Source organism: Candidatus Oscillochloris fontis, assembly GCF_004138135.1.
GTDB lineage: Bacteria > Chloroflexota > Chloroflexia > Chloroflexales > Chloroflexaceae > Oscillochloris > Oscillochloris fontis.
In genome coordinates this window covers 35,999-62,941 of the sequence record NZ_RYFD01000001.1, presented here as the reverse complement: position 1 = coordinate 62,941, position 26,943 = coordinate 35,999, and the positions used below count along the sequence as shown (strand labels likewise).

The following is a 26,943-nucleotide window of genomic DNA, read 5'->3' as shown; positions in this document are numbered from 1 at the left end:
TGTGGATACCGCAATACTGCATGTTCATACAGAACATGTGTCTATACTATAATATCAGCTTTGTTTGTCTTCTGCAAATTCGCATACATTCTCTGTGAAGATCCCCCCTACCTCTTTATCACCTCTCGCGAACGCCCGCCCTCCGCTGGCCCGACCACCCCCTGCTGCTCCAGCAGATCGATCAACTGCGCGGCTTTGCTGTAGCCGATGCGCAGCCGCCGTTGGAGGAGCGAGGCTGAGGCGCGTTCGTGCTGCACTACTAGTTCGCGGGCCTTCACCAACAACTCGTCCTGCTCGTCTACGCTGAGGAACTCGGCGGGTGGGCTGAAGTTCTCGTCGCTCTGGCTGGCCGCAGTCGGCTCAGTGGGGCGCGGCCCCGGTAATGCGCCACTGTACCCCGGCCCACTCATCCCCAACGATCCCCCCGGCTTCGCCTTGACCTCGGCTTCGCTGGCGGGGGGTACCGCGTTGCGCCAGAACTCGACGATCCGCTCTACCTCGCGGTCTGAGACGAAGGTGCCCTGGATGCGTACTAGTTTGGCCGAATCTGCGGCCATGTAGAGCATGTCGCCCCGACCGAGCAACTGCTCGGCTCCCGGCCCGTCGAGGATCACCCGGCTGTCAATCTGCGAGGTGACGGCAAAGGCGATGCGCGAGGGGAAGTTGGCTTTGATCAGTCCGGTGATTACGTCTACTGAGGGGCGCTGGGTGGCGATGATCAGGTGGATGCCGGTGGCGCGCGCCATTTGGGCCAGCCGACAGATGTAGGTCTCGGTCTCGTCGGGGGCCATCATCATCAGATCGGCTAATTCGTCAATGATGATAATGATGTAGGGCATCGGCTCCAGATCGGCGCGTTTGCGCCCCAGTTGTTTGTAGCTCTCTAGGTTGCGGCAGCCGTGGCGAGCGAAGATCTTGTAGCGCCGCTCCATCTCGCGGGTGGCCCACTTGAGGGTCGGGACGACTCGTTCTAACTCGGTGACGACCGGCGAGAGCAGGTGTGGAACCCGGTTGTAGACGATCATCTCGACCATCTTGGGGTCAACCAGGATGAGTTTGAGTTCGTCGGGGCTGTGGCGCAGCAGCAGGCCGCATAAGAAGGCGTTGACCGCCACCGATTTGCCGGAGCCGGTCGAACCGGCCACCAAGAGGTGCGGCATCTTGGTCATGTCGGCGATGACCGGGGTGCCGCTGACATCTTTGCCCAAGGGGAGTTTGAGTTTGCCCCGGTGGGCCTCGAACTCTTCGCTGTCAATCACCTCGCGCATACCCACCATGGCGATGGCTGAGTTGGGGATCTCGATCCCCACGGCTGCTTTGCCGGGGATGGGCGCTTCAATACGGATCGAAGGTGCCGCGAGTGCGAGTGCCAGATCCTTCTCCAATGCGGTAATCTTGCTCACCTTGACCCCCACGGCGGGCTGGAGTTCAAACTGGGTCACGGCGGGGCCGGGGTTGACATGGATCACCTGGGCCTCAACCTTGAAGCTGGCTAAGGTCTCTTCGATTAAGCGTGAACGGGCACGAAAGTCATCATCGCTGATCTCAATACTACCTTGGTAGGAATCGAGCATGTCGAGTACCGGCAATGGCCATGCGCGGTACACCGGCGAGACCTCGAAGCCCTCCAGCGCTTCCTGCACCGTCGCGTTGATTGGCTCGCTGGGTGGCGGGGGGCGACGCTCCACCGGGGGCGGCTCCGGGGTGGCCTTGGCGCTGACTGGCACGGGTGCCGGGAGCGCCGCCGGTGGTTTGGTGCGCGCCGCCGGTTTGGTGGGGGCCGGAGCCTCGACACCGGGGCGCTGAAAGAGACTCGCCTTGGTCGGGCGGGCGGCGATGGGCGTCGGAACCAGATCGTCGCTGGCACCCAGCGGCGGCGGCTGGAAGGGCAGATCGGCATCGGCGGGTGGGCGCGAGCGCACCGGACGGCGCGGGGCGCTCCACAGCATCGTCCAGAAGCGGGCGAGGCGCAGGCTGCTGCCGGTATACAATTCGCGCAGGGTAATGTTGAAGGTGAGCATGATCCCGGCGAGACCGAGCACAATTACCACGAGCACCGCCGCTGGGCGGCCAATGCTGCGATCTAGCAGTTCGGCGATCCAGTAGCCGATCCATCCGCCACCCTGATCGAGCCGATCAAGCAGGTGGATGTCGTGGAAGGGGAACTCCAACAGACCGAGGATGGCGAACAGCACCAGCAGCGTACCGAGCGTATTCGCGCCGCTGAGTTTAGCGTCCTGCATGCGCTCCTGGATCAGAATCGCCCCGCCAAGCAGACCCAGCGTGATCGGCACCACCAAAGCCCCGCTGCCAAAGGCGTAGCGCACCACTTCCAGGTACATTCCGCCGAGACCACCCGCCACCCCAGTGAGGAAGAAGAGCAGCGTGACCAGCGCCACCGTGATCAGCGCCAGCGCGAAGAGTTCGCGTTGGTGCTCAGGCCGCAACGAGATGCTGAAGCGTTGCGTTCTATTCGCAGTGCGCCGGGCTGGTGGCTTGGGCTTACTGCTCCGGCTGCCACCACTGCGCTTATTTCCTCCCCGTGCAGCCATTCGTCAATCCTTTCTGCTTGGCGCAAGAGAGTATAGCACATCTGCGCGGGGCGAAGCGTATAGGGCGCATCGCGAGCCCTCCCTGCGTTATTTATCCGCAGATTACGCAGATTACGCAGATTATTCCGGTGGGTGCATCGCGATGCCTCCCTGCGTTATTTATCCGCAGATTACGCAGATTGCGCAGATTATTCCGGTGGGTGCATCGCGATGCCTCCCTACGCCATGTGCTATAATCCTGCCGCACCTCACCCAATCGAGGATGGCTTTGACTATGCAAAAACTTGAGTCCCGTGTGCGCCAGATCGGCATGATAGACGGTGTCGTCGAATCGAAGAGCGATCTGATCAGCATCACCGTCCCTAGCTCTCCGTTAACCCCCGAAGCGCACAAGGGCAGCCTCTATATTCTAACCGAGCCCGATACGTTGGTTCCGCACAGCCGTCAGGCATGCCTGTTAGCGGCGCGAACCCTTCAGCGTGCCTTCTACGATGAGAGCACGTCGAGCATTACCGCCGCGATGCGACGAGCGATAGCCGCCGCCAATCATGCGCTCTACCAAGAGAATATTCCCCAGCCGGCGGGCCAACGCGCTACGGTGGGTCTCTCGATTGCCGTCCTGAAGGATGGTGAACTCTACGTGGCCCAAGTGCAACCCGCGCAGGCGTATGTGTTGAGCCAGGGGGTGTTGCGCGCCTTCCCGGCGCATCCCTCGTGGGACCCGGCCCATGTGAGTGTCGCGCCCTTCAGTCGGGCGGGAGCACTGGGGGCGAGTCTCTTTATTGAGCCGGAGTTCTACCGCTGTACGTTACGCGCCGGGGAGACGCTGATTCTCTGTTCGAGTAGCTTTTCGCCGTTGCTCACGCGCCAAGAGACGAACCAGATTCTGCGGTGGCGTGACCCAGATGCGAGTGGGGAGCGCCTGCTCCAGATTGCCAACGAGCATGGGTTGGTGGATGCCTACGCCTTGGTGGCAAGTCTGGAGGTACGGCGGGCGGCCTCGATCCAGCAGGAGACGAGCGCACCCGCCGTGCCGCCGCGTCCCGCACCTTTGTGGTCGGGATGGTTGGCACGCTGGAGGCCAGCACCGCAGGCCACGCCGCCGCCGGTAGCCCCGCGCCCCGACCCGCTCACCACGCTGCCACCGCCGTCGCCCTATTCGACTAACCCGATTGCGCGGCCAGCGCCGCTCGATATTGGTGAGGATCTGGGCACGCGCTATGCACGGGCGAAACAGGAGCGTGAGATTTCCGAACCTGAACTCCCACCCTCCACCTTCCTGGGTGAAGAGAACTACTTCAGTACCTCGCGGCGGATCGATCTGGGTGACGGGCCGGAATTAGAAGCCACCGCCCGCCCCTACCGCACGCGCTACGAAAAACGCCCGTTTGTCGATCTCACCTGGAAGGAGCGCTTCTTACTGCCCTTCCGCATGCTCTGGCTGGCGCTCGATGAGGCTATCCGGGCGCGGCGCGTGCGCCCGCTCAATACGCCGCCTGCTATTATGCGTGGCCAGGGTCTCTCCTACCGCCGCAACCAGATCAATATCCCCTGGCTTATGCTCCTGGGGATGAGCCTGCTGATCGTGATTCTCATTCTCTATGGCATGAACTTGACCCGTGAGAATGATCAGCAATTGGCGTTGGAGTACATTAGCGCCGCTGAAACCCGCTTGGCCTCTGTGCGTGAGGCGACGAATGAGACACTAGCGCTGGAGTCACTTGAGTTGGCGCGGCAGGCGATTGATGAAGTACGCGCTAGTGCGGTGGTGACCGATACCAACCCAACACTCTGGTTGCGCTACCAGGAGATCCAGCGCGAGTATGAACGCGCCCTCGCGGCGGTGCAGCGGGTCACCTTCATAGATAGCCCGACCCTGATTTCCACCCACCCCAGCGCTGAGGGCAGTTTTGAGGGCTTGGTGGTGCCACCGACCACCACGACCATCACCGACCCCTACCAGTTGGAGGTGATGCGCTACATCTATACGCTCGATGCGGAACGTGCCAACACGCCGCTCTACCGCATCCCGCGTGATGGTGGCCCCCCTGAACCCTACCTCAACCCCGGCACCCAGATCGGTGAGACGATTGTGGGGCCGATGCGCTCGGCGCTCTGGCGTATTGATCAGGTGGTCGCGGTTGATCAGGCTCCTGAGGGCTTTGGCTACTATTTCCGCAATCGTGACCAGTGGAACTACTCAAAGCTTGGTGGGAGTGAGATCTGGCAGGTGCGTGACCATCTGCGCATTGCAGAGTATGACGGGAATCTCTATGTCTGGGGGGCTGTCCCAAATGAGGTGCTCAAGTTCAATTCGGGGAGTTATGGCGATACCCCCGAATATTGGCTCGATCCTGCGAGTTTGGCCGATGTTGATCTGAGTAATGTGGTTGATATGACCGTAGATGGCGCGATCTACCTCCTGAATTCGAATGGGGGCGTGCTGGTCTTTAGTCAGGGCCGCTTGGTCAGTGAAATCAAACCAGAGACGATTACCCCAGTAATCAGTGGGGTGACGCGCTTCTTTGTCACCAACGATGGGTTTGGTGGTGGTTCGATCTTTCTGGTTGAGCCAATCAATGCGCGGATTATCCAGATCGATAAGTTGACAGGCAAGATTATCCAACAGATCCGCATGCGCACAGATAGCGAGTACCAACTGAATCAACTCAGCGATATGGTCGTGGTCTCTAATGGGCCACGCACACTGATCTATATGCTCAATGGGCGCTACATCCTGCGTGCGGAACTGCCCGCCCCGCCGCGCACCTTCCGCGAAGAGTCCGCTACGCCGACGCCTGCGGTGCAGCCATGATGCGCTGGTTCTGGATCTTCTGTGTGCTGGTGCTGGTAGGCTGCGCGGCCCCAGCCGATGATACCGGGTTGGGCGTGGGGCGGAGTAGCCCAGAGGCGGCGGTTGATGGATTTTTAGAAGATCTGAACCTCGCCATGCGTGATCCTAGCCTTGTGGATGTGGCGACGCAGCGCAGTTGGGCCGAGCGTTTGGCGGGCTACTTTGCACCCGGCGAGCGGGTTGATCAGCGGGTGGCGTTTAGTGAGATGCTGGCGGGTTTCGCCGATACGTCGCGAAACCCGATCTTCGGGAATCGCGCCACGCTAGAGATTACCTACACGCGCCTGGAGATCCTTAACCGTGAGGGCAATGAGGCACTCGTGCATGTGGTGGATGGTTCGTTCAACCTGCGCTGGCTGAATGAGCAGGGTGAGGTGATTCGCGAGCGCACCGGCGGGCTGACCGAGGTGATCGGCCAGCAGAACGGCGGTATTCCGGTGATTCAGGTGGATGGGTTGTGGTATCTGACCGAGGGGTAGATCTAAGAAAATACTAATGAGCGATTTTTAATCCTAGCATGAAGATCCCTTAAGAAAAGGGTTGACTATTCGAAGCTTCTGATCAATGACGAGGTGATGCTGCATATCTTCCGAATAGAGTGTTGGTACACCACTGTGAAGGGCACTCGCAATAATCAAGCTATCCCAATACGACAAGGAGTAGCGTACTCGGAGATCAGACGCCATAATGAGTTGTGCATGATCCAGATTGACGACCTGATACAGAGCATAAAAATCATCAATGAAATTACGGATATCCGCTTCGGGCGTATGTTCTTTGCGCAGGAGATTGGTGCATACCTCATTGACTACTTGCACACTCAGAAATAGAGGACGGGTTGCTGCAATCAATGCCTGTGCTATTTGTGCTTTACCCGGATCTTGTCCAGAAATAAATGCGTATAGCCAAATATTGGTATCAATAAATCCCGGTTGATATACCATACTTGTCGCCATACACTCTATTCCTTAGAGCTAAGCGGTTCTGTGGGTTCCTGCTCTTGGCGATCATAGATTTCATCACGTCGTAATGGCGTAAAGGTGGGATCACGGATCGGATCATGGAGTACTCGCTCAATGATTTTACTCGTTTTCTGATGCTCTGTACGTAGAATAATCACACGTACAGAACCAAAGAGTTGGTCACGGTACTCCGCAGGAACTTCAATCGCCCCATCTTTGATGCGTGTGTGAAACTCTATCGCGATCATTGTCTCACTCATGCTGGCCTCCTTGCGAACACAACATCTATACTATACCTGATCCTGGGCATGCATGGAAATGTTAGATCGTAACCAGAGCATGGATAAAGTCTTACTCCGACAAGTACGCCGGGTCGCGGCGCGCCTTGGTGCCCAGTAGGGTCAGCGAGAGCCGCCGGTACTCGTCCTGCTCGTCGCGCTGGATGTAGCCCTCACTCACCAACCGCTCGATCAACTCTTCTATCGCCGTCTGAGCGAGGTGGCGCAACGCCCCGAACTCGGCACAACGCTCCGGCTCCACCGGGCTGCTACTGGCCCCCTTCAGCACCCGCGCTAACCCACTGCGCCCCATCGCAAACGGTAGGTGACTCAGGCCATCCAGGGTGCGCTGCACATCACTGCGCGGGTCCTCGTCGTCACGCGGGGGGAGTGGCTGCGGGGCGCTGCGCTGCGCCCGGCGCACTCCGCTGCTCAACGCAAGCTCCGGCGCGCAGATATCGCAGCCGCTCTTACAGCGCGCCAAGCGCTGGCCAAAGTGGGCGGCGATGCTGCGGTGGCGGCATTCGTTGGCGCGGGCGTAGTGCGCCAACGCTTCAACCCGCTGCATCTGACGCTCGTGGTAGTCGTGGAGGAGGCTCTCGATGCGTGCCGCGACATCACTTGGCGCGGGGAGCAGTTCGATCAGGACTTGGCGCGGCCCGCCTCGGTAGCGCAAGAATCCGGCGTCATGCCAGCGCAGCAGTGCGCCTTCCAGATCCGAGGGCGACCAGCCCGCATCTGTGGCGAGCCGCAGGAGATCCACCTCCTGCCAGACGCCCACGCTCAAGCCAGCGAGCGCGGCCACCCGCTGCGCCTCGGCCTCCGGCGCGGCGGCCCCGGTCAGGCTCAGGCTCGCCGTTTCGGGCAGATCGAAGTGGCGGCGCAGCAATTCGACTCGCTCCAACATACTCAACCCCACCCGCACCAGCGTGTCGTCATCGCCATTCACCGCCCGTTGCAGCCGTTCAAGATCAATCACATCAACCGTGCCACGCATCTGCTGGCGCAGCGCCTTGTAGAGCGCCCGCAGATGGTCGCGGGTGATCGCCTGCTCCTGCAACCAGGTGGTCAGACGCGCCTTATCACTGCCTGCGTAGAGCAGCACGCAACGCGCCGGTTGGCCATCGCGCCCGGCCCGCCCCGCCTCCTGATAGTAGGCTTCGACCGACTGGGGCAGGTTGTAGTGGATGATCGCCCGAATATCGGCCTTATCAATCCCCATGCCGAAGGCCACCGTCGCCACCAAGACGCGGGTCTCGCCACGCATAAAGCGCTCCTGGGTCGCGGCACGGTCGGCCACCTGGGCGTGGTAGTGGTCGGCGGCGATACCCACCCCGCGCAGGATGTCGGCCAACTCCTCGCAGGCTTGGCGCGCCCGTGCATAGACGATGATCGGCCCGCTAATCTCGCGGCACAGGCTGATCAGCGCCTGCTGCTTCTCCTCGCGGTTGCCCGCCCGCGAGACCTGGAAGTAGAGGTTGGGGCGGAAGACCGAGGAGAGCACCGCTGCACTCTGGCCCAGCACCTGACGGATCTCTTCTTGGGTCTCCTGCGAAGCAGTAGCGGTGAGCGCCAGCAGCAACGGGTGCTCCAACTCGGCCAGCGCCCGCCCGATGAAGAGGTAGTCGGGGCGGAAACTCAAGCCCCACAGGCTGAGGCAGTGAACCTCATCCACCACGAAGAGCGCCACCCCGCAGCGCTTGAGCGCATGCAGGAAGGCGCGCTGGCGCAGCCGCTCCGGGGCAATATAGACCAGCTTGAACTCACCGGCGGCAATCGCCCGGATACGCTCGCTCAACTCGCGGGTGGTCAGAGTCGAGTTGATCAGCGTAGCGCGTTCGCGGACAAGATCGGGCAAGCCATCCATCTGATCCTTCATCAAGGCGATCAGTGGGCTGACCACGACGGTGGCCTGGGGCAGCAGCAGCGCGGGCAGTTGGTAGGTGAGCGACTTGCCGGCCCCGGTGGGCATAACGGCCAAGGTATTCACACCCGCCAGGACATTATGGATCACCCGCGCCTGATTGGGGCGGAAATCCTGCAACCCAAAGGAGTCGCGCAGCATCTGGTAGGCGGCATCGGGGAGCAGCGGCGCAGATGGAGGTTCTGGCTCCGGCAGATCGGGCAACACCGCCGCACGTTCGAGGCGCATGCCGAGTTCGGCCAGCACCTTACCGCGTTCCGCCAGTTCAAGATCGGCCAACTGAGCGCGCAGGGCATCGGCACTGGTCGCATCATCACTCAGTTCTGCCGCCCGCAGCAGAATCTGAAGATCGGCGGTCGTGGGGGTAAACTCCGGGCGCAGCATGAGCGCATCAATCTGACCACGTGCCGCCTCCGGGTCGCCCTGCTCCAGCGCCAACTCGGCCAAGCGGCGCACCGCCGCCAAGCCGTGAAGATCGCGCAGCGCCACCGCCCGATACTGCTCGGTTGCCGCCTCCAGATCGCCTTGGGCGTGCAAGAGATCGCCACGCAGTAACCCAGCCAGCAGTTCTTGGCTGGGATCTTCGGCCAGCGCATCGAGCGCCAGATCAAGCTCGGCATAGTGCCCGGCGGCCAAGAGCGCCCGCAACCGCAGTTGGCGGCGCGTCACACTCGTGGGGCGCTCAGCATCAATCTGGGCCAGGATCGCCAAGGTCTCCTCGGCCCGATCCACCTCGGCCAAGACCCGCGCCCGCCCTTCGCGCAACGTCACGCTCTGGGGTTGCTCAACCAGCCACGCCTCCAGGTAGCCCAGGAGCGTCTGAGTATGGCCCCAGCGATTCAGGTAGTTCACCAAGTGGCGCCGTGCATCCCCGGCGATCAGGCTCAGTGCCGCCGGAGCGAGGGTAAGAAGTGGGTTAGATGCTGTCATGGCATTTATTGTAGCAGAAGGTATACAGGGCATGTGCAAAGTCCTTGGGGCGCAGCCGCCCCCGCACCCCCACCGGAGGTGACTTTGCACATGCCCTAAGAAGGTATACTATAATCCTAGACAGATACGCCCATAGCGCGTACAATCGGTAGAGTGTTCCAATCTGCCGGAATCCTTTACGTGTACATAGAAAGTAGCAGATACATGGTTCGTCTGGAGAGTGAAATCCTGTTCACGCCAATCCCTGAACGGATTGCCCGGTTGCGCGAGTTGGCCTATAACCTCTGGTGGGCATGGCATCCTGAGGCACAGGATCTCTATCGTGAGCTTGACCCCGATCTCTGGGAGTTGGACTACCATAATCCGGTTGATATGTTGCGCGATGTGCGTCAAACCAAGTTGGAAGAGGCAGCCCTCAATCCTGCCTACCTGAAGAAGTTTGATGCGGTACTACGCGACTTCGATGCCTACATGAGCACGAAGCAGACATGGTTCAACCAGCACTTCCCGGAGTCCAAGGAGACCCAGATCGCCTATTTTAGCGCCGAATTTGGTATCCACGAGTCGTTGCCGATCTACTCAGGTGGCCTGGGTATCCTTTCCGGCGATCACGTCAAAGAGGCGAGCGATATGGCCCTACCGTTTGTCGCGGTGGGCTTTATTTATCCGCAGGGCTACTTCCGCCAGCGCCTTGACCATAGTGGCTGGCAGTTTGCCGAGTATAACAAACTCAACTTCGCCGATGTTCCGGCCATCCCCGCGCTCGACCCCGATGGGCGTGAGGTGGTGATCGAGGTCGAACTACCGGGGCGCATCATCTACGCCAAGGTCTACAAGTTCCAGGTTGGGCGGGTTTCGCTGTTGCTCATGGATACCGACATCCACCCGAACAGCCCGCAGGATCGCGAACTTTCGGCGCGGCTCTATGGCGGCGACCAAGAGATGCGCGTGTCGCAGGAGTTGGTGTTGGGGATTGGTGGGGTGCGCGCCCTGCGTCGCCTGGGCTACAAACCGAATGTCTGGCATATGAACGAGGGCCACTCGGCCTTCCTGGTGCTGGAGTTGTGCCGTGAGTTGGTGGTCGAGGGCATGAGTTTCGAGGCCGCGATGGCCCAAGTGAAGCAGCATTGTGTCTTCACCACCCATACTCCCGTACCCGCCGGAAACGATGCCTTCCCGGTTGCACTCATCGAGAAGTTCTTCTGGAACTACTGGCCCCAACTCAACCTGACCCGTGATGAGTTTATGGCAATTGCGCTGCAAGAGCAGGCTTGGGGTCCCACCTTCGCCATGACGGCGCTGGCGCTGCGGCTCTCCGACTACCACAACGGGGTGAGCCAGTTGCACGGCCATGTGGCGCGCGGGATGTGGCAGTGGCTCTACCCCGGTAAGAGCCAAGACGAAGTGCCGATTGTCGGCATCACCAACGGGGTTCACTCGGCCTCGTGGTTAGCACCGAGCATCCGCCAACTCTTCAACTCCTACCTGGGCAAGAACTGGGAGGATAGCCTCGATGACGCGGAGATGTGGAAGAAGATCTATCAGGTTCCCGACGAGGTACTCTGGAATACCCGCCAAGCCCTGAAGAAGGATCTGATTGATTTTGCCCGCACCCGACTCATCCAGTACTACCGCCGCCTCGGCCAACCCGCAACGGTCTGGCCGGTGTTGGAGGAGGGCATCCTGACGATTGGCTTTGCGCGCCGCTTCGCCACCTACAAGCGCGCCACGCTGATCTTCAAGGATATGGAGCGCCTGAAGGCGATCCTCAACAATCCCAGCCGCCCGGTGCAGATTATCTTCGCCGGGAAGGCGCACCCCAAGGATGATCCGGGCAAGCACTTCATCCAGCATGTCTACCAGTTGGCAATGCAGCCAGGGCTGACCGGACGGATCATCTTCCTGGAGGAGTACGACATGGCCGTCGGGCGCGCCCTCACCCAGGGGGTGGACGTGTGGCTCAATAACCCGCGCCGCCCGCACGAGGCCAGCGGTACCAGTGGCATGAAGGCGAGCCTGAATGGTGCCCCCAACTGCTCGATCCTGGATGGTTGGTGGCCCGAAGCCTTTAATGGCAAGAATGGCTGGGCAATTGGTGATGAGCGGGAGTATGACGATCAGGATCGACAGGACTGGGACGATGCCCAGTCGCTCTACCAGATCCTCGAACACGAGATTGTGCCGCGCTTCTACGACAACCGTAACGAGGCGGGCGTGCCGGTAGCGTGGGTGCAGACCTGCAAGGAGGCGATTGCGACCTGTGCGCCGCAGTTTAGCTTCCGCCGCATGCTGGCCGAGTATGTGCAGCGGCTCTATATGCCCGCTGCGCGGAGTTAGAGAAACGGCCCTCACCCCCAGCCCCTCTCCCGTGGGCTTCGCCCACAGGAGAGGGGAGCCGAATTTCCAAGAAATCCCTTACACCAACTCCGACTCCTCCCTCGCCTGTTCGCGCAGCGAACGGGAGAGGGGGGCTAGGGGGGTGAGGGCCACATAGGCGTTTTATGTTCCCCTTCGCTGATCTCTACCTACCCCTACGCACCCACTTCGGCCCCTTGCACGGCGCTGAGGCCCAATTACCCTGGTGGCCGATCTTCGGGCATGATCGCGCCTTTGAGATCCTGGTTGGGGCGGTGGTGGTGCAACAAACGCGCTGGGAGGTGGTCGAGGCGGCCATGCAGCGCCTCATCGCGGCGGGGATGCTCAACCCACCCGCGTTGGCCACCGCGCCCCCCGATGAGATCGTGGCTCTGATTCGACCCGCCGCTTTCTTCACCCTGAAGGCGCACGGGCTACGCAACATTGCCCAGCACCTCTGCACCCACTATGCGGGTTCGATGGCGACGATGCTGGCCCAACCCACGGCAACCCTACGCCCCGAACTGCTCGCGTTGCCCCGCATTGGCCCTGAGACCTGCGATGTGGTGCTGCTCTACGCCGGGGAGCACCCGATCTTCGTGATTGACGAGTATACCCGCCGCCTCTTCGAGCGCGTCTGGCCGCAGACGCACGCGGTCAAGCCGATCTGGCGCACACCCTACGAAAAGCTGCGCACTCTGATCGAGGCCGATCTGAGCGCCGCGATCATCTGCGGGATGCCGCGCCGCGACTTCTATGCCGACTTCCACGCCCAGATTAACGAGGTGTGTGTGCGCTACTGCCGCAGTCGCCCGCGCTGCGACGGCCCCCCAGCGCGGCGCATCTACAGCGTACAGGCCGGGCGCGAAAGCTACTTAGCCAGCGATGCCGCGTGTCCACTGCGTGCGGTGTGTGGGTGGTATCGGGAGCGGGGAAATGATGAACATAACTTCCAAGGCGAGTGAAACGGTATGTTAGAATAGATAATATAAGCACATTACTTCGGTACTTCATGGATACGAGACCTGGACGTTCCAACGACTGTTTCTCTGGAAGCTAGATGAAACTATGACTACTACCCCACTTTGTGAAACGAGACTGATTAGTGTACATCAGCCCTCGCTGTTTCATATCGAAATTGATGAAAAGACGCAGCGCCACCAACAGCGCCTACTGAAGATCAAGCGTATCCACCAGGGTGGAGCAATTCGTGTTCTCGATCTATTTTCCGGGTGTGGTGGGTTATCTCTAGGTTTTGATGCTGCTGGATTTGAAATAATAGGTGCTGTTGAGTTTGATAGTACGGCTGCCTATTCTCATGCCCTCAATTTTCATCGTTCTCCTGATGGAAAGCCTGAAACTATACACGCACAGGATCGGGATATCACAAAGACTGAACCCGAAGATCTCTTGAAAGAACTATATCCAAACTCTTCTGCTTGTGAAAGTGTGGATGTACTTATAGGTGGACCACCTTGTCAAGCTTTTGCGCGAGTAGGTCGTGCTAAGTTACGCGAAGTAGCTGCACATCCTGATGCATTTAAGTTAGATGATCGAGGTAATTTATATCTCCGCTACTTAACGTATGTACGACACTTGAATCCAATTGCAATTCTTATCGAAAATGTACCTGATGTAATTAATTATGGGGGTCATAACATTCCTCAAGAAATATGCGAGGTTCTCTCTGATTTAGGTTATAGATGTGCATATACACTACTCAACGCTGCTTTTTATGGTGTGCCTCAAATGAGAGAACGTATGTTTCTTTTGGCATATGCGCGAGAACTAGAGGTTAGTATCGAATTCCCAGAACCAACCCATTGGATTGATTTACCACGAGGCTATGCGGGTTCTCGTCAAGTAGCGTTAAAAGCGGTTAATCTTAATATGCTTAACCCAGATAATACAGTCTTTTTTCAACCACCTCCTATTGCAACACCCGATCTGAAGCCAGCAATCACGGTACAAGAAGCTATCGGCGATCTGCCACCGATTACCCTACATTTAGAGGGTACGTTACGGCGAGGAGCACGACGTTTCGATAAACTTACGCCGTATCGTGATGATGTTGAAGTATCAGAGTATGCATGGGCAATGCGTAATTGGCCAAAATTTGAAAGTAGGACAGGAATTTACGACCATGTTATTCGGTCGCTTCCTCGTGATTATGCTCTTTTCCGAAGAATGAATCCAGGTGATCAATACCCTCAAGCATATGCACATGCCGTTAATATGTTCCACGAGCGACTTGCTGAACTTGCTTCCGCAGGTATATTATTGGAAAGTGAATCATCTCGGTATAAAGAATTATGGAAGGAACTAGTTCCTCCTTATGATACAAGCAAGTTTCCAAATAAATGGCGCAAGATGGAAGCCAACAAGCCAGCAAGAACTCTTATGGCCCACCTCGGTAAAGATGGTTATTCACACATCCACTATGACAGTAATCAGGCAAGAACTATTTCCGTACGAGAAGCTGCACGGTTACAATCATTTCCGGATGGTTTTCAGTTCTTTGGCACTATGAACCCTGCATTTCGTCAGATAGGAAATGCTGTCCCTCCCATTTTATCTCATGCGATTGCTCAAGTAATTCTAAAGAATATCCAGGGGAGATTGCTATGACTGGCAGAATGGCTCTTAAGAGACTCACCGCCTCCGATTTGACACTCTTTGCTTTTCAGTTTCGGACAGCACCAGCTGGAAAGCAAAAAGCGATAAATATGAATAAAGATGTTTTTATAGATTTATTTTTTCCTGCCTTACGTACAGTTCCTCAAAAAACACGTTATCCTATTGACCTATATCTTTATGGTCCTGGTCTGGCTGGGGAATTAAATATCCAGCGAAAAATTTTGCTACAAGAAAAGAATTGGCGTTTGAACGGAGAACTCATAAATAACCCAGACAATAATCCAGATCGTTTTAATATTTTATTACCCGGTGATATTGCTGTGATGGAATTCAATATCGGACCCGAACCAGAAACATTACGAATAGTACTAATAGCTCAAGGAGTTGATGATGATGTACAGATTCATCACGCACTTTCAATAATACTTGGTACGAATACCATGGTAGAGGTGTCTTCTGCATATCTTGGAGAAGTAGTACAAGGTATCTCACTTCCTTCAAATCACTCTATAAGAGGTTTCATACTTAGTAATGAGTTGGAGAGTGTTGCTTTAGGGAGTGAACGAGCCACAGAATCACTACTCACTATTCCTTCCAGAGCACCTGTAAGCCTGGATTCATTGCAACGAGCAAGAGAAAGTGCAGGTCGTATAGGCTTATTGGGCGAACAGTTAGTCTCAGATTATTTTCATTCGAGATTGGAATCTGGTGCAATACATGGATATCATTGGACTTCATATGTAGATGCAATTAGTCCATTCGATTTTTGGTATAGTATTGATGGCAAAGAACGCATACTTGTTGATGCAAAAACTACATCGGGAATTTTTGACAATCCCATCCATGTATCTTTATCAGAATTACGTCGAGCTGCAATTAAATTAGAACGTTATGATATTTATAGGGTTTATAATGCAAGTGAAACTACGGGATTTGGTTTATTAGTAATATTAGAGGATATTGGTGAATTTGCTGCATCAATTTTACAAACACTAAACACTCTTCCCGCTGGAGTATCATCTGATGGTATCTCTTTTAAACCATCACTAGTAGTTACACATAGGATAGAGCCATTAGAGTTGCGTCTTGCAGAACCCAAGGATGAGTAGTTTCGCATTGGGCGGTTGCATCTCCCTGATGTCGGCTACGGCCACGTGATGGCAACAGGGCGCATCCCTAGCGCACGGAACGCCATCTGAAGCACAAGAAAGGGCGTATGCTATCGTTTGTGGCCATGAAGAGTCCGCACCACGCCCAGTTGGGTGAGTTGTTGATCGGGCGAGATCTGGGATGAGTGGGTTAATGCCAATTCGCGTTGAACCTATTCTTACCTACCCCCCCGTACTAAAAAACGCCCGTAGGTGCTGGTAACACACCCCCGGCTGCTCGGCCATCGGCACATGGCCGCACGCATCAATCAGGGCGAGTGCGGCACCCGGTAGTGCCGCAGCCAGCGCGGTAGCACTGGCCGGGGGGAAGATCGGATCTTGGCGGCCACTCAGAATCAGGGTCGGCATGGTCGCCCTCGGCAACGAAAGCCCGACAGCAGGATCGCCCTGGCTGGCGGCACCTTCGAGGGCCGTGAGCGCATCCATCGCCACCAGATCCGAAATTCCGAGCGAGAGCATTTCCGGTTCGGGCAGATGGTGAATCATCGGCTTGGCCAATAATGCCGGAAGCGGCGGGGTCGTCCAGGCCATTTCACGCCAGGGCCGCGAGATGCTCTGCCAGGGGCGCCATGCTAAAAGCCAGGGTGCCCAGAGCGCCACGGTGAGGCTGAGTTGCACACTGAGCCCGCTATGATAGATACCTTCGTGGGAGGTGCGGGGTAGCCCAAAGCTGATTAGGGCGAGTTGGCTCACGCGCTGAGGACGACTAGCAGCCACGAGCAGCGCAATCGCGCCGCCTAGTGAATGGCCCGCGAGTTTGAGCGTTTCTAAGCCGAGTGCATCAATGAATTCGAGAACCGTGGTGGCCAACCCACGCAACCCGCCACTGCTCAACCTGGGCGGCGACTCGCCAAACCCCGGCAGGTCGGGGGCGTAGAGGGTGTGGTTGTTGGCGAGTACGGCAAAGGCACCGAGCCAGTGGCGCGATGAGCCACCCCAGCCATGGAGCAGCAACAACGGCGGGCCTGATCCGTATGTGCGGTACACCAGCCGCCCAGAGGGCAGATTGATGTGTTGGAGTGAAGGTATGTCCATAGGCTCTATCATAGCTCCTTATTGCGCTATTGCAATGGCGGGGCTGCACCGACATCCCGCCCTACGGACAAAGCTCCGCCCCAATCGCCCCACCGGCCTGATCCACCTCTGCGGGGCTGAGGTTGCGCCCAGCAGTACGGCACGCACGCTCGATGAGTACCCGGCGATCAAGTGGCCAGATGATTGCCGTTGCATCAAGCGCACCCGACGCCAACCATTGCCCATCACGACTAAAGGAGACCGTCTTGGCATCGGCGCTGTGCCCGCGCAGCACCAACGAATCGCCACCGGGGAGATCGGGCTTCCATACCCGTACCGTATTATCATTGGAGGCACTGGCCATCGTCTGGCCGTCGGGGCTAAACGCTAACCCGATGATCCAGTCGGTGTGGCCGACATAGACACGTGGGGTGCGGTCTGGCCCGTTCAGATCCCAGAGGTAGATCTTGGCCTCGAAGCCCGCCGCAGCCAGTTGGCCGGGGTAGCCAGGGCGGAAGGCCAGGGCGTAGATGTCACCTACTTGGAGCCGCTGGGGAGCAGCCTGGAGATTCTGCATGTCCCAGATCTGAATCTCGCTACTGTCACCCGCAATCGCCACATAGCGCCCATCTTCACTAAAAGCGAGCGTCTGTAACGGTTTGGGACTCGGCGTAAAGGCGGTTGGCACTTCGGTCATCTCACCCGTACTCAAGAGGTGGCTGATCTCCCATAGATGGAACCCGCCATCATAGCCAACCGAAGCCATGTAGCGCCCATCGGGGCTGAAACCCACCGCCGTCGCCACCCGATTTTGATGCGCATTGATCATCTGCAAGGGTTGAGTGGGATTCGCCACATCCCAGACTCGCACGTTGCCATCCTCACTCGCACTCGCCAATAAGCGGCTATCAGGACTAAAGGCGACCAACCAGACTGACCCCGTCCGCTCAAAGAGGTGCTGGAGTTCAATCTGCTCCCCAGTGACCGCCCACAGACCAACACTCTTATCAATACTGCCCGTCGCGAACCAGCGGCCATCGGGGCTGTAGGCCACCGAAGCGACTTCACGTGTATGTTGATAGATGATCGTGGTCGCTTGGGGATGGTTCACATTCCAGCGCCGCAAACTCCCATCGCGACCAACCGTGATCACCTGATTGGTTTCGGGAACAAAGCGCGCATCGAGTACCCAGCCCTCATGACCTCGCAGAATGCGGGGTTGCTGCTTGGTATTGAAGGGTGACCAGATCTGGGCCGTCCCATCACGGCTACTACTAATGATCTGGTGGCCATCAGGGCTAAAATGCAACCCGAAGATCGGGCTGGTATGATCACGGAAGGTGAAGGTTCCAGATCGGCTTTCAACACTACTCACGATAACATAGCTATCAGTACTGCCACTCGCCACATGCTGTCCATCGGGGCTATAGTCAACCACGCTGATACCTTCACTATGACGATGCAGGAACTTACGCACCAGCGCGCTTCCAGCATGGAAACTCATGATTTCAACGTCCCCGCTCAGATAGCCCACCGCAACCTGTTCTCCTTTGGGGCTAACTGCCAGTGCGGTGACATACTGATCTGCACCGATCAATTCTTTCGGTGGGCTATTGAGATTGCTTACTGGCCAGAGAAAGATGTGGCCACTATCATTCCCTAGTACAAACGTAGCCCCATTCTGGCTGAATGTCAGCGCACTCACACTCCCGATATTGGTCGGCAGTTGGATCGGATGGACGTGACCATCATCACCCCAGAGCAGAAGTTGTCCATCCTTGCTGATCGCTGCAATCAGGCTACCATCGTGGTTCAAGGCCAGATCGGTGATCTCAGTGGTGATAGTGATGGTTTGGCGAACTGAGCTGGCTGTTGAGCCAATAGCTTGTAGCACGATCTGGTTTTGCCCCGCATCACCTTCATGGTAGATCGCCAATAATGAGCCATCGGCATTCAGCGTTGCGATGTTCGGGCTGATGGCAAGGGCTTCGGGATGGCCGCCAGAGATGGTGAGGAGTTGTTGGAGTGCCTCTTCACCATCAACCATGGTGCTATTCCCCACCTGCTGTGATGCGAGGGCGAGGAGCAGGCTACGTTGCGGGGTGATCATGCCATCAGCGAGGGCAGCGCTGGCAAGTTGGCGCACGTGCGCCTTCTGTTCGGCACTCACCGCGAGGAAGGCAAGCACCCCCGCGACAATACTAACCAGCGTGGCCACGATGGCTAACCCACGGATCAACTTGTTATTGCGTCGTTCACGGCGGATGATCGCCTGTACTGCCCGGCAGCGATCAAGAAAATCCTGCTCCACTGGGTTCAGCGCGTCTGCATGTTCAGCGGCCCAGGCTTCGGCTGCATCCAGTGCCTGATCGCGGAAGAGCAGGCCATCCTGGCGCCCCTCGCGCTCCCACAGTTCGGCCTGGCGCTGAAGTTGATTCAGGTTGGCGTTGCGCCACTCGGCATTATCGGCCTGCACCGGCGCGACCAGGCGGTCGTGGGCCAGTTCATACCAGATCGCACCCCGGATCTGTTCGCCCCGCACGAGGTGGCTATCCACCAATGCCGCAATCGCCCGATTGGGCAACCCGCCACTCTGCTCTGGCTCGCGCAACACCTGGCCACGTAACCCCTGGCTCGTGATCAGCTTGGTTTCGCACCAATCGCGTACCTGGCGCTCACTCACCTGAGCATTCGTGGCCGCCCCCGCGATCCGTTCGGCGTAGTAGGCACGCAGGGCGCTCGTCACATCGCCGATCTTGGCCACATCCTGCGTACAGATCTCGCAGTCGTCGGCGGGCAAGTTGCTCCAGAGCCGGTAGCAGACCACCTGAAGCTGCACGGGTTCGACATACAGGCCCATCTCTTCGGCAGTGCTGCCATCGCTGCGCTGGATACGCACCATACGCAGGTCGTCAATCAGCTTTTGGGCCGCATCCTTGAGGAAGGTGACGCCCTGGGTTTGGGCGGGTTGCTGGATGGCCGCCAGTGCTGATTCGGCATCGAGCAGATCAAGGCGCATGCGCTGGGTGAGGCGCGTGGGGATCTCACGCAGGAAGGGATCGAGTTGGGCGATGTAGTCCTCGCGCATCGAGAAGAGTGCCCAGCGTTGCTGGTTGCGCAACGCAATGCCTAGTTGGTGGAAAAATTCTAGCTTGGCGGGCCGGTCGTTGGGTACCACCGCCAGCGCTTCTTCAAACTGGTCGAAAATGAGGATGATGCCATCCTGCGCCGGATCGCTGATACGCTCCAAGTAGGTGTCGAGACTCAGATTGGCCAACTCAGCCAGAGGAATCTGCTCCTCGGCGGGGCGTTGGCCCTCGATAGAGAGCATCGTACTGAGCACATAGCGATTGGCCTGCGCGAGCGCAGCGGGCGGCTCGGCCCCCACCCGGATGGGCGGGAGCACCTGGAACTCCTCTTCGCGCAGGCTGGGCACAAGCGCCGCTTGCACCAACGAGGTCTTCCCCGCACCTGACGGGGAATAGAGCAACACAATGCGCTCAGCAATCAGCAGGTTACGCAAACGACGCAACTCACGGTCACGCCCATACAGGCGTTCGCCAGTGGCAAATGAACGTGGCCCAATATAGGGGTTCTGGCGCATAAGAAGATCCTGCTACCGTGATCATAGGCGCGAGGCCAGATCGCGAATAAAATCCTCGGACGATCCCCAATAGATGCTGATGTCTTCGCCTTGGAAGTAGCTCTCCAGGTAACTGCGGGCGCGTTCGGGTTCTATCGTGCGCCCCTCTTCGGGATCAATTTGGGCGGCAACGTGGGTATACTTGCGCCGCCGTCCGCCGCCCTGATCGCGCATAAAACTGCGGAAGAGCACGCGGAAGATCCAGTCATCTACGCGGAAGCCCAGGAAGAGCATGGCGGTGTCGGTGAGGGCGCGGCGCACCGCATCGGGGATGAGTTCACGGTTGCTGGTGACCCCGATCAGGTAGTTGAAGTAGTCGTCCTCGGTCAGCACCAGCGAGTCGGGTTCATCGAGAATACCGAAGAGGTGGTAGACCAGCGGATGTTCAGGGTCTGGCTCTTCGTCATACACTGCTTGCGACTGCTCGATATACTCATTCCACGGACAGAGGACGGTACGTGGCTCGCCCCCCACATCGCGCAGTGCATCCTCCAACAAGGTATCAGAATTGGTGGTGATGTAGAGCGGCAACTTGAGGTTGGCCAGAACCCGATGCGGTTCGGCCTCATCACTACTGCGCAGTGCCTTACCGACAATGGTGATCAATTCGTTGAGCGGAGCCTTCTCTTTTCCTGGCCCGATCAAGGTACTATTCTGGCGCAGCAACTCGCGCCGGATCGAATCGGCAAGCTCATCGCGCAGGAACTGATCATCCTGATTCACCGCGATATACTGTGCCACCTGGGGCAGATCTTCGCGTTCGTGGGGGGCGAGCGGGAAGGTGTACTCATCGGCCCAGCGCTGCGCGATCTCCCGCGAAGAACCGAGGATCGTCTCGATCAGCCCTGGCCCCAGAATGGGCGTACAGCGCCCCGACTTGATCCCGCGTACCAGCGCGGGCCACTTCTGGAAGTTAGCTTTGTCGTCGGCAAAGCCCGGCACATACCAGATCCGCCCGCTCTTCAGGCGCATGATCAACACCGGCATCCACGAGTCTTGGCGATGGCTCACCTCACTACGCGCCACGGCCATCGCCCGGTCAATCTGGCCATCACGCATCAGTTCGCGGAAGAAGGCCGGCATGAAGGCCGCGTTGGTCTCCATACTGATCTGGCCCTGCATGGCCAGCACCGCCGGGATGCCCGCTTCGGCCAGACGCGGCCCAATCGCGAGCAACGCCTCCTGGCCCGCGCCGGTACCCGCACTCTGGCACGAGGCCAGCACGATCAGGCGCGGGCGCTGCCGCAGTTCGCGCAGCCGCGTCACCAACTCCGCCCCAGAGACGCGCACGATCTGGTTTTTGTCATCCTCTAGCCAAAGTAATGGCTCACCATTAACCAGTGAGCCATGACAGACGAGGTAGAGGATGTCCATCCCATTGCGTAACTGATTGAGGATGTTGTCGAGATTGGCGCTCCCCGGTGTTGCCAGAACAGTGGAAGGCACCCCACTCATACCACTCAAAGCGCGTGACTGCTCAGCGGCCACATCCACCGCGCCCATGCGGAAGCGTTCGAGACCCTGCGGGTTGGCAATCGCAATCAGCGCCCGCAGATCACCACGCGGACGCAGTTTCACCGGGCGCCAGTCACTACTCGTCAGGTAGCGCGAGAAGAGCAGTTGCTCACTCGTCAGCAGCGGCGTATCATCCGCTGGATCGCGCAACGTCTCCCAGCGTATCCCATGCAACTCCGCCACATTCGAACTAATCGCCAAGCGCACCCGGAGCGGCGCATCGAGACTAGCCGCAGCGGTACGGGCCTGCTCGAACGCCCGCCGCAGCGCCTCATCGGCAAAGAATTGCTGCGATACATAACGCCCATAGCCAATGGGATCAGTACTCAGCGCCAATAACTGGGCCGGATCGAGTTCAATTGGCTGGGCCTCATCGCGCATCAGGCGAATATCGGTATCGCTATCGGGCTGATTAAAGCGCAGATCGACACTGTAACGACCATCAGGGCGGCGGTTCATTCCGAGTTCAAGATCTGCGAAGGTAGCCATAGACGTCATCCTCAACATGACACATCGTATGATTAAGACTAGTATAACAGAAGGAGGAATGTAGGGGGCCGCAAGATGTTGCGGCGTAACTATTCACACTTGGGGTAAAAGAAATCTCGTATTGACGCAAAGGCGCAAGGACGCAAAGGTTTTGTTGCAGGCTTTGCGCCTCTGCGTCTTTGCGTCAAAAACTGGAAGCTAGGAGAAGTGTGAACAGTTACGTTACGTTGCGGCGCTACGCCGCACTATCTTGTGGCGCTACTTGCCGAAACCCTCAACCTCCCCTATGATGAAGCGCATGTCTGTTATTCCCGTTATGGAACATCCCCCATGCCTCTTGATACAACCCTGATTGCGGTCGCCCTAGGGAAACTCGCTGGCCAACTCTCGCGCCGCCTAGGAGCCGGAGGCGGTACGACGCTCCCCGGTACGCTGGCGCGCCGGGTGGCCCCTAGCATCTTGCGCAACCTGAGCGCCCGTCTGGCCCACGGCGCAGTGGTGGTGAGTGGCACCAACGGTAAGACCACCACCAGCCGCATGCTGAGTGAGATCCTGCGTACCCACGGCGAGCGCGTGCTGCATAACCGTGCCGGAGCCAACCTGATCAGTGGCCTGACAACCACCGTGATCAGTGCCACCAACTGGGCCGGTCAACTCCAAGCTAGTATGGGCCTCTTTGAAACCGATGAGGCCGCGCTGCCTCAGGCTGTCGCCGAGGTGCGCCCGCGCCTGGTGCTCATCCATAACCTCTTCCGCGACCAACTGGATCGCTATGGTGAGGTGGATACAGTCGCCGCCAACTGGCGTACCGCACTCGCCACACTGCCCGCATCCAGCACCCTGGTGCTGAACGCCGACGACCCGGCGGTGGCCGATCTGGGGCGGGACATGGCGGCGCACGTGGTCTACTATGGGCTGGAGGATACCCGTCATGCCACGGGTGCCGCCGCGCATATTGCCGATTCGCAATTCTGCCGCCGCTGTGGAACCCGTTACATCTTCAGCCATGCCTTCTACGCCCACATTGGCCACTACCGCTGCCCACACTGCGGCCACCAGCGCCCCCAGCCCGATGTGGCGCTGGCACGGCTCGATCTGCACGGGACGACCGGCAGCCAGTTGGCGATCACCTACCCCGGTGGGGCAGTCGAGATCGCATTGCCCATCCCCGGCCTCTACAACGCGCTGAATGCACTGGCCGCCAGCGCAGTCGCCTACAGCCTCGGCGTCCCTGCCGCCCAGACTCGCCAAGCCCTCGAAGCCTTCAGCGCCGCCTTCGGGCGGATTGAACGTGTCACGGCGGGGGATGGTGGCGCACCCATGCTCATCGCGCTGATCAAGAACCCGGTGGGCGCCAGCGAGACGGTACGTATGCTGGTCGAGCAAGCACCGGGGGGGCGCGGGCTGCACCTACTGATCGCCATTAACGACCGCTTCGCCGATGGTACCGATGTCTCATGGCTCTGGGACGCCGACTTTGAGGCGCTGGCCGATGCTGCACATATGACCGTAAGCGGCACCCGCGCCGACGATATGGCGGTTCGCCTCAAGTATGCCGGCTTGAACCCCGAACGGATGGTGATCCATGAACACCTTCCAGCGGCGCTCGATGCGGCACTGGCCGCGTTACCCGCCGGGGCGACTCTCTACCTGTTGCCGACCTACACCGCCATGCTCGATCTGCGTGAGGATCTGGCCAAACGTGGCTGGGTGCGCCAGTTCTGGGAAGAGTAGGGGCAAAGCATCGCCCCTATACATAGGAGCAATACCAATGGACATAGATGAAGTAAACTTTCTTACCGCCATGCTGCGCATCCCTTCCGTCTCTGGGCAAGAGGCTGAAGTTGCCAACTTCTTGGTTGCGCAGATGCACGGGTTCGGGTGGGAAACCTATGTTGACCCATCGGGCAGCGCGATTGGCCACCTGGGCGATTCGGGGCCACTGATCGTGTTGTTGGGGCATATTGATACCGTACCCGGCAATATTCCGGTGCGGATCGAGGGCGATCTCCTCTATGGACGCGGCTCGGTTGATGCCAAAGGCCCCTTTGCCACCTTCGTCATGGCCGCCCGGCGCGCCCAACTAGCCGGAACCCTGCGCTGCCGCATCGCCCTCGTCGGCGCAACCGAGGAGGAGGCGGCCAGTTCGCGGGGGGCCCACTACGCCAAGGATCAGTACGCGCCCCAGTTCTGTGTGATCGGCGAACCAAGTGGCTGGGATCGCATCACCCTGGGCTACAAGGGGCGTCTGTTGGCCCACTACTACTACGAGCAGGACGCGGCCCACAGCGCGGGAGAAGAGCGCGCCGCCCCTGAGCACATGACCGATTTCTGGGCGGCGGTGCAGTCACTCTGCGCCAAGCACAACCAGGGCCACACCCGCCTCTTCGAGCAGATGATCCCCTCACTACGCCGCGTCGCCAGCGGAGGCGACGGCATGAGCGATTGGGTCGAGGCCACCATTGGCATCCGCCTCCCCGAAGGGGTCAACCCCGCCGCCCTCGCCGATGAACTAGAGGCCATGGCCATGCCCGCCACCCTGCGCTGTGAAGGTGGCTGCCCGGCCTTCCGCAGCCCACGCACCACCCCACTCGTAAGCGCCTTTATGCGCTCCATCCGCAAGGCAGGCGGCCAACCCGGCTTCCTACACAAAACCGGCACCGCCGACATGAATGTGGTCGGCCCGGCGTGGGGCTGCCCGATAGTGGCCTATGGGCCCGGCAACTCGCAACTCGACCACACACCCAACGAGCATATCTCGATCAGCGAATACCGCACCGCGATTGCCATATTGAGCGATGTGTTGAGCCAGGTGGGGTAGAGACGCAAGATGTTGCGTCTCCGAGGCACAGACGCATGTACAGACGCAATATCTTGCGTCTCCACGCAATATCTTGCGTCTCCGAGGCATAGACGCAATATCTTGCGTCGCTACGCTACCGAATCTCCGGCACCTCATTCACCATACGCATAATCGTCCCGGTTGGGTAGACATCCAGACATGTCACGCTCCCCAGATCAATCCGCCAACGCCAATAGTCGCGCAGATTCATCCCCAGGGAAGCGCAGAGCACGATCTGGATGGGGGTTGCGTGGGTGACAATCAGGATGCGCCCGCCGGGATGTTCATGCAACAGAGTCTTCCAGGAACGGAGCACCCGCGCACTCGCTTCAACCAGACTCTCACCACCTTCAGCTTTGCCATCCACCCCCGCCGCCCAGCGCGCCCGCGCCTGCTGTGGGAAGCGCGCCATCACCTCGGCGTAAGTCAGCCCCTCCCAGGTGCCATGGCTCACCTCAGTCCACGCCGGGTCTTCGCGCAATTCGGCTAACCCACGGCCAGCCAAGATCGCCCCAGCAGTGCGCTGGGTACGCTCACGCGGGCTGGTGATCACCAAGTTGAAGGGGAGAGGACGCAGCCGTTTCACCAACGCGGCAATCTGCTGCTCACCATAACTGGTGATCGGGCTATCGCTGTGGCTCAAGTAGCGCCGCTGGCGGTTGGCCTGGGTCTGTCCATGACGCACTAACCAGATGCTGGTACGCATGGGTCTACTCCTTGTTGCACTTCGTTCAGGTTGAGATCATAATTACAGGCGATCAATTCATCCACAAACCCACGCTTAGTGCCGTCACAATTGATCTTGCGGCTGGCGCGTACCGTCTGCGCACAGAGGCCAGGGATGGTATTGGGGTGATAGAGTTGGCGGGTCAGATCAGTCGAGGAGTTACTCAACATCACATAGCATCCGCGTGCGGCCAATTCGCCTAAGACCTCCACCAGCCGATGTTGCTCGGCCTCACCAAAGCCGCGCCGGGTATAGTGGGTAAACGAGGCGGTCGGGCTGAGTGGGACGTAGGGCGGATCAAAGTAGACAAAGTCACCCGCCTCGGCATGGTCGAGGACATCGGCGAAGTCGCCTTGACGCAACTCAACATCCTGCAATGCACGGCTAACCTCGCGCATATTCTCTTCATCAACGATCAGCGGTTTTTTGTAGTAGCCGAAGGGCGTATTAAATTTGCCCTTCTGATTGAGCCGATAGAGGCCATTGTAGCAAGTCCGATTGAGAAAGATCACCCGCGCCGCCTTCTCGACCGCAGTACGCTGCTCAAAATCTGGCTCGCGATCCCAGCTACGAAGATCATAGAAGTAGTCGCGGTCGTGGGCATGGGCGCGGTGTACCTGCAACATGGCAATCAAGTCATCAACCTGATCGCGCACCGTGTAGTAGCAGGCAATCAAGTCATGGTTCATATCGCTCAGCACCGCGCCTTGGCGTAGCCGCTGCTGATTCCAGAGACTAAAAAAGAACGCCCCACCACCGACAAACGGCTCGTGATAGCGTCCAAATGCGGGGGGAGTACGGCGCAGCAACTCAGGCAGCAACTGCCCCTTACCGCCAACCCATTTTAGAAAAGGACGTGCAGGCACCAATGACTCCCGGTCTGGGCACGGTTTCGATCTTGGATTATAGCACGGATGGGATGTGGTAACTATTCACACTTGGGGTAAAGGAAGCTTCTGATTGACGCAAAGGCGCCAAGACGCAAAGGTTTTGTTGAAGGCTTTGCGCCTTTGCGTCTTGGCGTCAAAACCGGAATGCTAGGAGAACTGTGA

17 protein-coding genes are annotated in these 26,943 nt (G+C 58.6%); 8 read left to right on the top strand and 9 right to left on the bottom strand.

What is annotated here, in order from left to right; all coding sequences use genetic code 11:
• Window positions 1-107: 107 nt before the first annotated feature.
• Window positions 108-2,552 (bottom strand): FtsK/SpoIIIE family DNA translocase, encoded by a 2,445-nt coding sequence (locus EKD03_RS00265; protein WP_129626109.1) that lies wholly within the window; start codon window positions 2,550-2,552, stop codon window positions 108-110.
• A gap of 274 nt (window positions 2,553-2,826) precedes the next feature.
• Between EKD03_RS00265 and EKD03_RS00260 the strand changes: the two genes are divergently transcribed.
• Both EKD03_RS00260 and EKD03_RS00255 read left to right on the top strand, forming a co-directional pair.
• Window positions 2,827-5,367 carry a hypothetical protein gene (locus tag EKD03_RS00260; protein ID WP_129626107.1) on the top strand — a complete coding sequence of 847 codons (2,541 nt, stop codon included), beginning with the start codon at window positions 2,827-2,829 and terminating at the stop codon, window positions 5,365-5,367.
• Entirely contained in the window at window positions 5,364-5,885 is a 522-nt protein-coding gene (locus tag EKD03_RS00255; RefSeq protein WP_129626105.1) for a hypothetical protein, read from the top strand. The genes EKD03_RS00260 and EKD03_RS00255 overlap by 4 nt, the downstream gene beginning before the upstream one ends.
• Window positions 5,886-5,918: 33 nt before the next feature.
• Here EKD03_RS00255 and EKD03_RS00250 read toward each other — a convergent pair whose 3' ends face one another.
• The 3 genes from EKD03_RS00250 to EKD03_RS18320 form a co-directional block, all read right to left on the bottom strand.
• A complete protein-coding gene (locus tag EKD03_RS00250; RefSeq protein ID WP_129626103.1) occupies window positions 5,919-6,362 on the bottom strand; it encodes a PIN domain-containing protein in 444 nt (147 codons plus the stop codon).
• A 5-nt stretch (window positions 6,363-6,367) separates the two neighbouring features.
• On the bottom strand, window positions 6,368-6,628 hold the full coding sequence (locus EKD03_RS00245; RefSeq protein ID WP_202976746.1) for a hypothetical protein: 261 nt from the start codon (window positions 6,626-6,628) through the stop codon (window positions 6,368-6,370).
• Window positions 6,629-6,719: 91 nt separating this feature from the next.
• Window positions 6,720-9,500: a RecQ family ATP-dependent DNA helicase gene (locus EKD03_RS18320; RefSeq protein WP_161569137.1), complete on the bottom strand. Its 2,781-nt coding sequence runs from the start codon at window positions 9,498-9,500 to the stop codon at window positions 6,720-6,722.
• Window positions 9,501-9,704: 204 nt separating this feature from the next.
• Between EKD03_RS18320 and glgP the strand changes: the two genes are divergently transcribed.
• The 4 genes from glgP to EKD03_RS00220 all read left to right on the top strand — a co-directional run bounded on the left by glgP (window position 9,705) and on the right by EKD03_RS00220 (window position 15,601).
• Window positions 9,705-11,837 carry an alpha-glucan family phosphorylase gene (gene glgP, locus EKD03_RS00235; protein WP_129626101.1) on the top strand — a complete coding sequence of 711 codons (2,133 nt, stop codon included), beginning with the start codon at window positions 9,705-9,707 and terminating at the stop codon, window positions 11,835-11,837.
• A 164-nt stretch (window positions 11,838-12,001) separates the two neighbouring features.
• Window positions 12,002-12,820, top strand: coding sequence for an endonuclease III domain-containing protein (locus EKD03_RS00230; protein ID WP_129626099.1), 819 nt, complete (start codon window positions 12,002-12,004; stop codon window positions 12,818-12,820).
• 103 nt (window positions 12,821-12,923) lie between these two features.
• The gene (locus EKD03_RS00225; RefSeq protein WP_129626097.1) at window positions 12,924-14,483 is read left to right on the top strand and encodes a DNA cytosine methyltransferase; all 1,560 of its coding nucleotides are present in this window, start codon (window positions 12,924-12,926) and stop codon (window positions 14,481-14,483) included.
• Window positions 14,480-15,601: a protein NO VEIN domain-containing protein gene (locus EKD03_RS00220; RefSeq protein WP_129626095.1), complete on the top strand. Its 1,122-nt coding sequence runs from the start codon at window positions 14,480-14,482 to the stop codon at window positions 15,599-15,601. Before EKD03_RS00225 ends, EKD03_RS00220 begins: the two co-directional genes overlap by 4 nt.
• Before the next feature lie 222 nt (window positions 15,602-15,823).
• Here EKD03_RS00220 and EKD03_RS00215 read toward each other — a convergent pair whose 3' ends face one another.
• The 3 genes from EKD03_RS00215 to EKD03_RS00205 form a co-directional block, all read right to left on the bottom strand.
• On the bottom strand, window positions 15,824-16,696 hold the full coding sequence (locus tag EKD03_RS00215) for an alpha/beta fold hydrolase (protein ID WP_161569136.1): 873 nt from the start codon (window positions 16,694-16,696) through the stop codon (window positions 15,824-15,826).
• 61 nt (window positions 16,697-16,757) lie between these two features.
• Window positions 16,758-20,279 (bottom strand): WD40 repeat domain-containing protein, encoded by a 3,522-nt coding sequence (locus tag EKD03_RS00210; protein ID WP_129626091.1) that lies wholly within the window; start codon window positions 20,277-20,279, stop codon window positions 16,758-16,760.
• A gap of 21 nt (window positions 20,280-20,300) precedes the next feature.
• The gene (locus EKD03_RS00205; protein WP_129626088.1) at window positions 20,301-22,322 is read right to left on the bottom strand and encodes a CHAT domain-containing protein; all 2,022 of its coding nucleotides are present in this window, start codon (window positions 22,320-22,322) and stop codon (window positions 20,301-20,303) included.
• Between the two features lie 330 nt (window positions 22,323-22,652).
• Here EKD03_RS00205 and EKD03_RS00200 point away from each other — a divergent pair, with 330 nt between their 5' ends.
• Both EKD03_RS00200 and EKD03_RS00195 read left to right on the top strand, forming a co-directional pair.
• On the top strand, window positions 22,653-24,056 hold the full coding sequence (locus tag EKD03_RS00200; protein WP_129626086.1) for a MurT ligase domain-containing protein: 1,404 nt from the start codon (window positions 22,653-22,655) through the stop codon (window positions 24,054-24,056).
• A gap of 37 nt (window positions 24,057-24,093) precedes the next feature.
• Window positions 24,094-25,143 (top strand): [LysW]-lysine hydrolase, encoded by a 1,050-nt coding sequence (locus tag EKD03_RS00195; protein WP_129626084.1) that lies wholly within the window; start codon window positions 24,094-24,096, stop codon window positions 25,141-25,143.
• Between the two features lie 115 nt (window positions 25,144-25,258).
• Here EKD03_RS00195 and EKD03_RS00190 read toward each other — a convergent pair whose 3' ends face one another.
• Both EKD03_RS00190 and EKD03_RS00185 read right to left on the bottom strand, forming a co-directional pair.
• Window positions 25,259-25,870 carry a histidine phosphatase family protein gene (locus tag EKD03_RS00190; protein WP_129626082.1) on the bottom strand — a complete coding sequence of 204 codons (612 nt, stop codon included), beginning with the start codon at window positions 25,868-25,870 and terminating at the stop codon, window positions 25,259-25,261.
• The gene (locus tag EKD03_RS00185) at window positions 25,849-26,757 is read right to left on the bottom strand and encodes a DNA adenine methylase (protein ID WP_129626080.1); all 909 of its coding nucleotides are present in this window, start codon (window positions 26,755-26,757) and stop codon (window positions 25,849-25,851) included. The genes EKD03_RS00190 and EKD03_RS00185 overlap by 22 nt, the downstream gene beginning before the upstream one ends.
• Between the last annotated feature and the right edge of the window lie 186 nt (window positions 26,758-26,943).

Coding starts and splice junctions, on each gene's coding strand:
- EKD03_RS18320 (WP_161569137.1), bottom strand. CDS start 9,500: ATGACAGCATCTAACCCACTTCTTACCCTCGCTCCGGCGGCACTGAGC.
- EKD03_RS00255 (WP_129626105.1), top strand. CDS start 5,364: ATGATGCGCTGGTTCTGGATCTTCTGTGTGCTGGTGCTGGTAGGCTGC.
- EKD03_RS00195 (WP_129626084.1), top strand. CDS start 24,094: ATGGACATAGATGAAGTAAACTTTCTTACCGCCATGCTGCGCATCCCT.
- EKD03_RS00265 (WP_129626109.1), bottom strand. CDS start 2,552: ATGGCTGCACGGGGAGGAAATAAGCGCAGTGGTGGCAGCCGGAGCAGT.
- glgP (WP_129626101.1), top strand. CDS start 9,705: ATGGTTCGTCTGGAGAGTGAAATCCTGTTCACGCCAATCCCTGAACGG.
- EKD03_RS00220 (WP_129626095.1), top strand. CDS start 14,480: ATGACTGGCAGAATGGCTCTTAAGAGACTCACCGCCTCCGATTTGACA.
- EKD03_RS00205 (WP_129626088.1), bottom strand. CDS start 22,322: ATGGCTACCTTCGCAGATCTTGAACTCGGAATGAACCGCCGCCCTGAT.
- EKD03_RS00245 (WP_202976746.1), bottom strand. CDS start 6,628: ATGAGTGAGACAATGATCGCGATAGAGTTTCACACACGCATCAAAGAT.
- EKD03_RS00210 (WP_129626091.1), bottom strand. CDS start 20,279: ATGCGCCAGAACCCCTATATTGGGCCACGTTCATTTGCCACTGGCGAA.
- EKD03_RS00225 (WP_129626097.1), top strand. CDS start 12,924: ATGACTACTACCCCACTTTGTGAAACGAGACTGATTAGTGTACATCAG.
- EKD03_RS00260 (WP_129626107.1), top strand. CDS start 2,827: ATGCAAAAACTTGAGTCCCGTGTGCGCCAGATCGGCATGATAGACGGT.
- EKD03_RS00200 (WP_129626086.1), top strand. CDS start 22,653: ATGCCTCTTGATACAACCCTGATTGCGGTCGCCCTAGGGAAACTCGCT.
- EKD03_RS00190 (WP_129626082.1), bottom strand. CDS start 25,870: ATGCGTACCAGCATCTGGTTAGTGCGTCATGGACAGACCCAGGCCAAC.
- EKD03_RS00250 (WP_129626103.1), bottom strand. CDS start 6,362: ATGGCGACAAGTATGGTATATCAACCGGGATTTATTGATACCAATATT.
- EKD03_RS00215 (WP_161569136.1), bottom strand. CDS start 16,696: ATGGACATACCTTCACTCCAACACATCAATCTGCCCTCTGGGCGGCTG.
- EKD03_RS00230 (WP_129626099.1), top strand. CDS start 12,002: ATGTTCCCCTTCGCTGATCTCTACCTACCCCTACGCACCCACTTCGGC.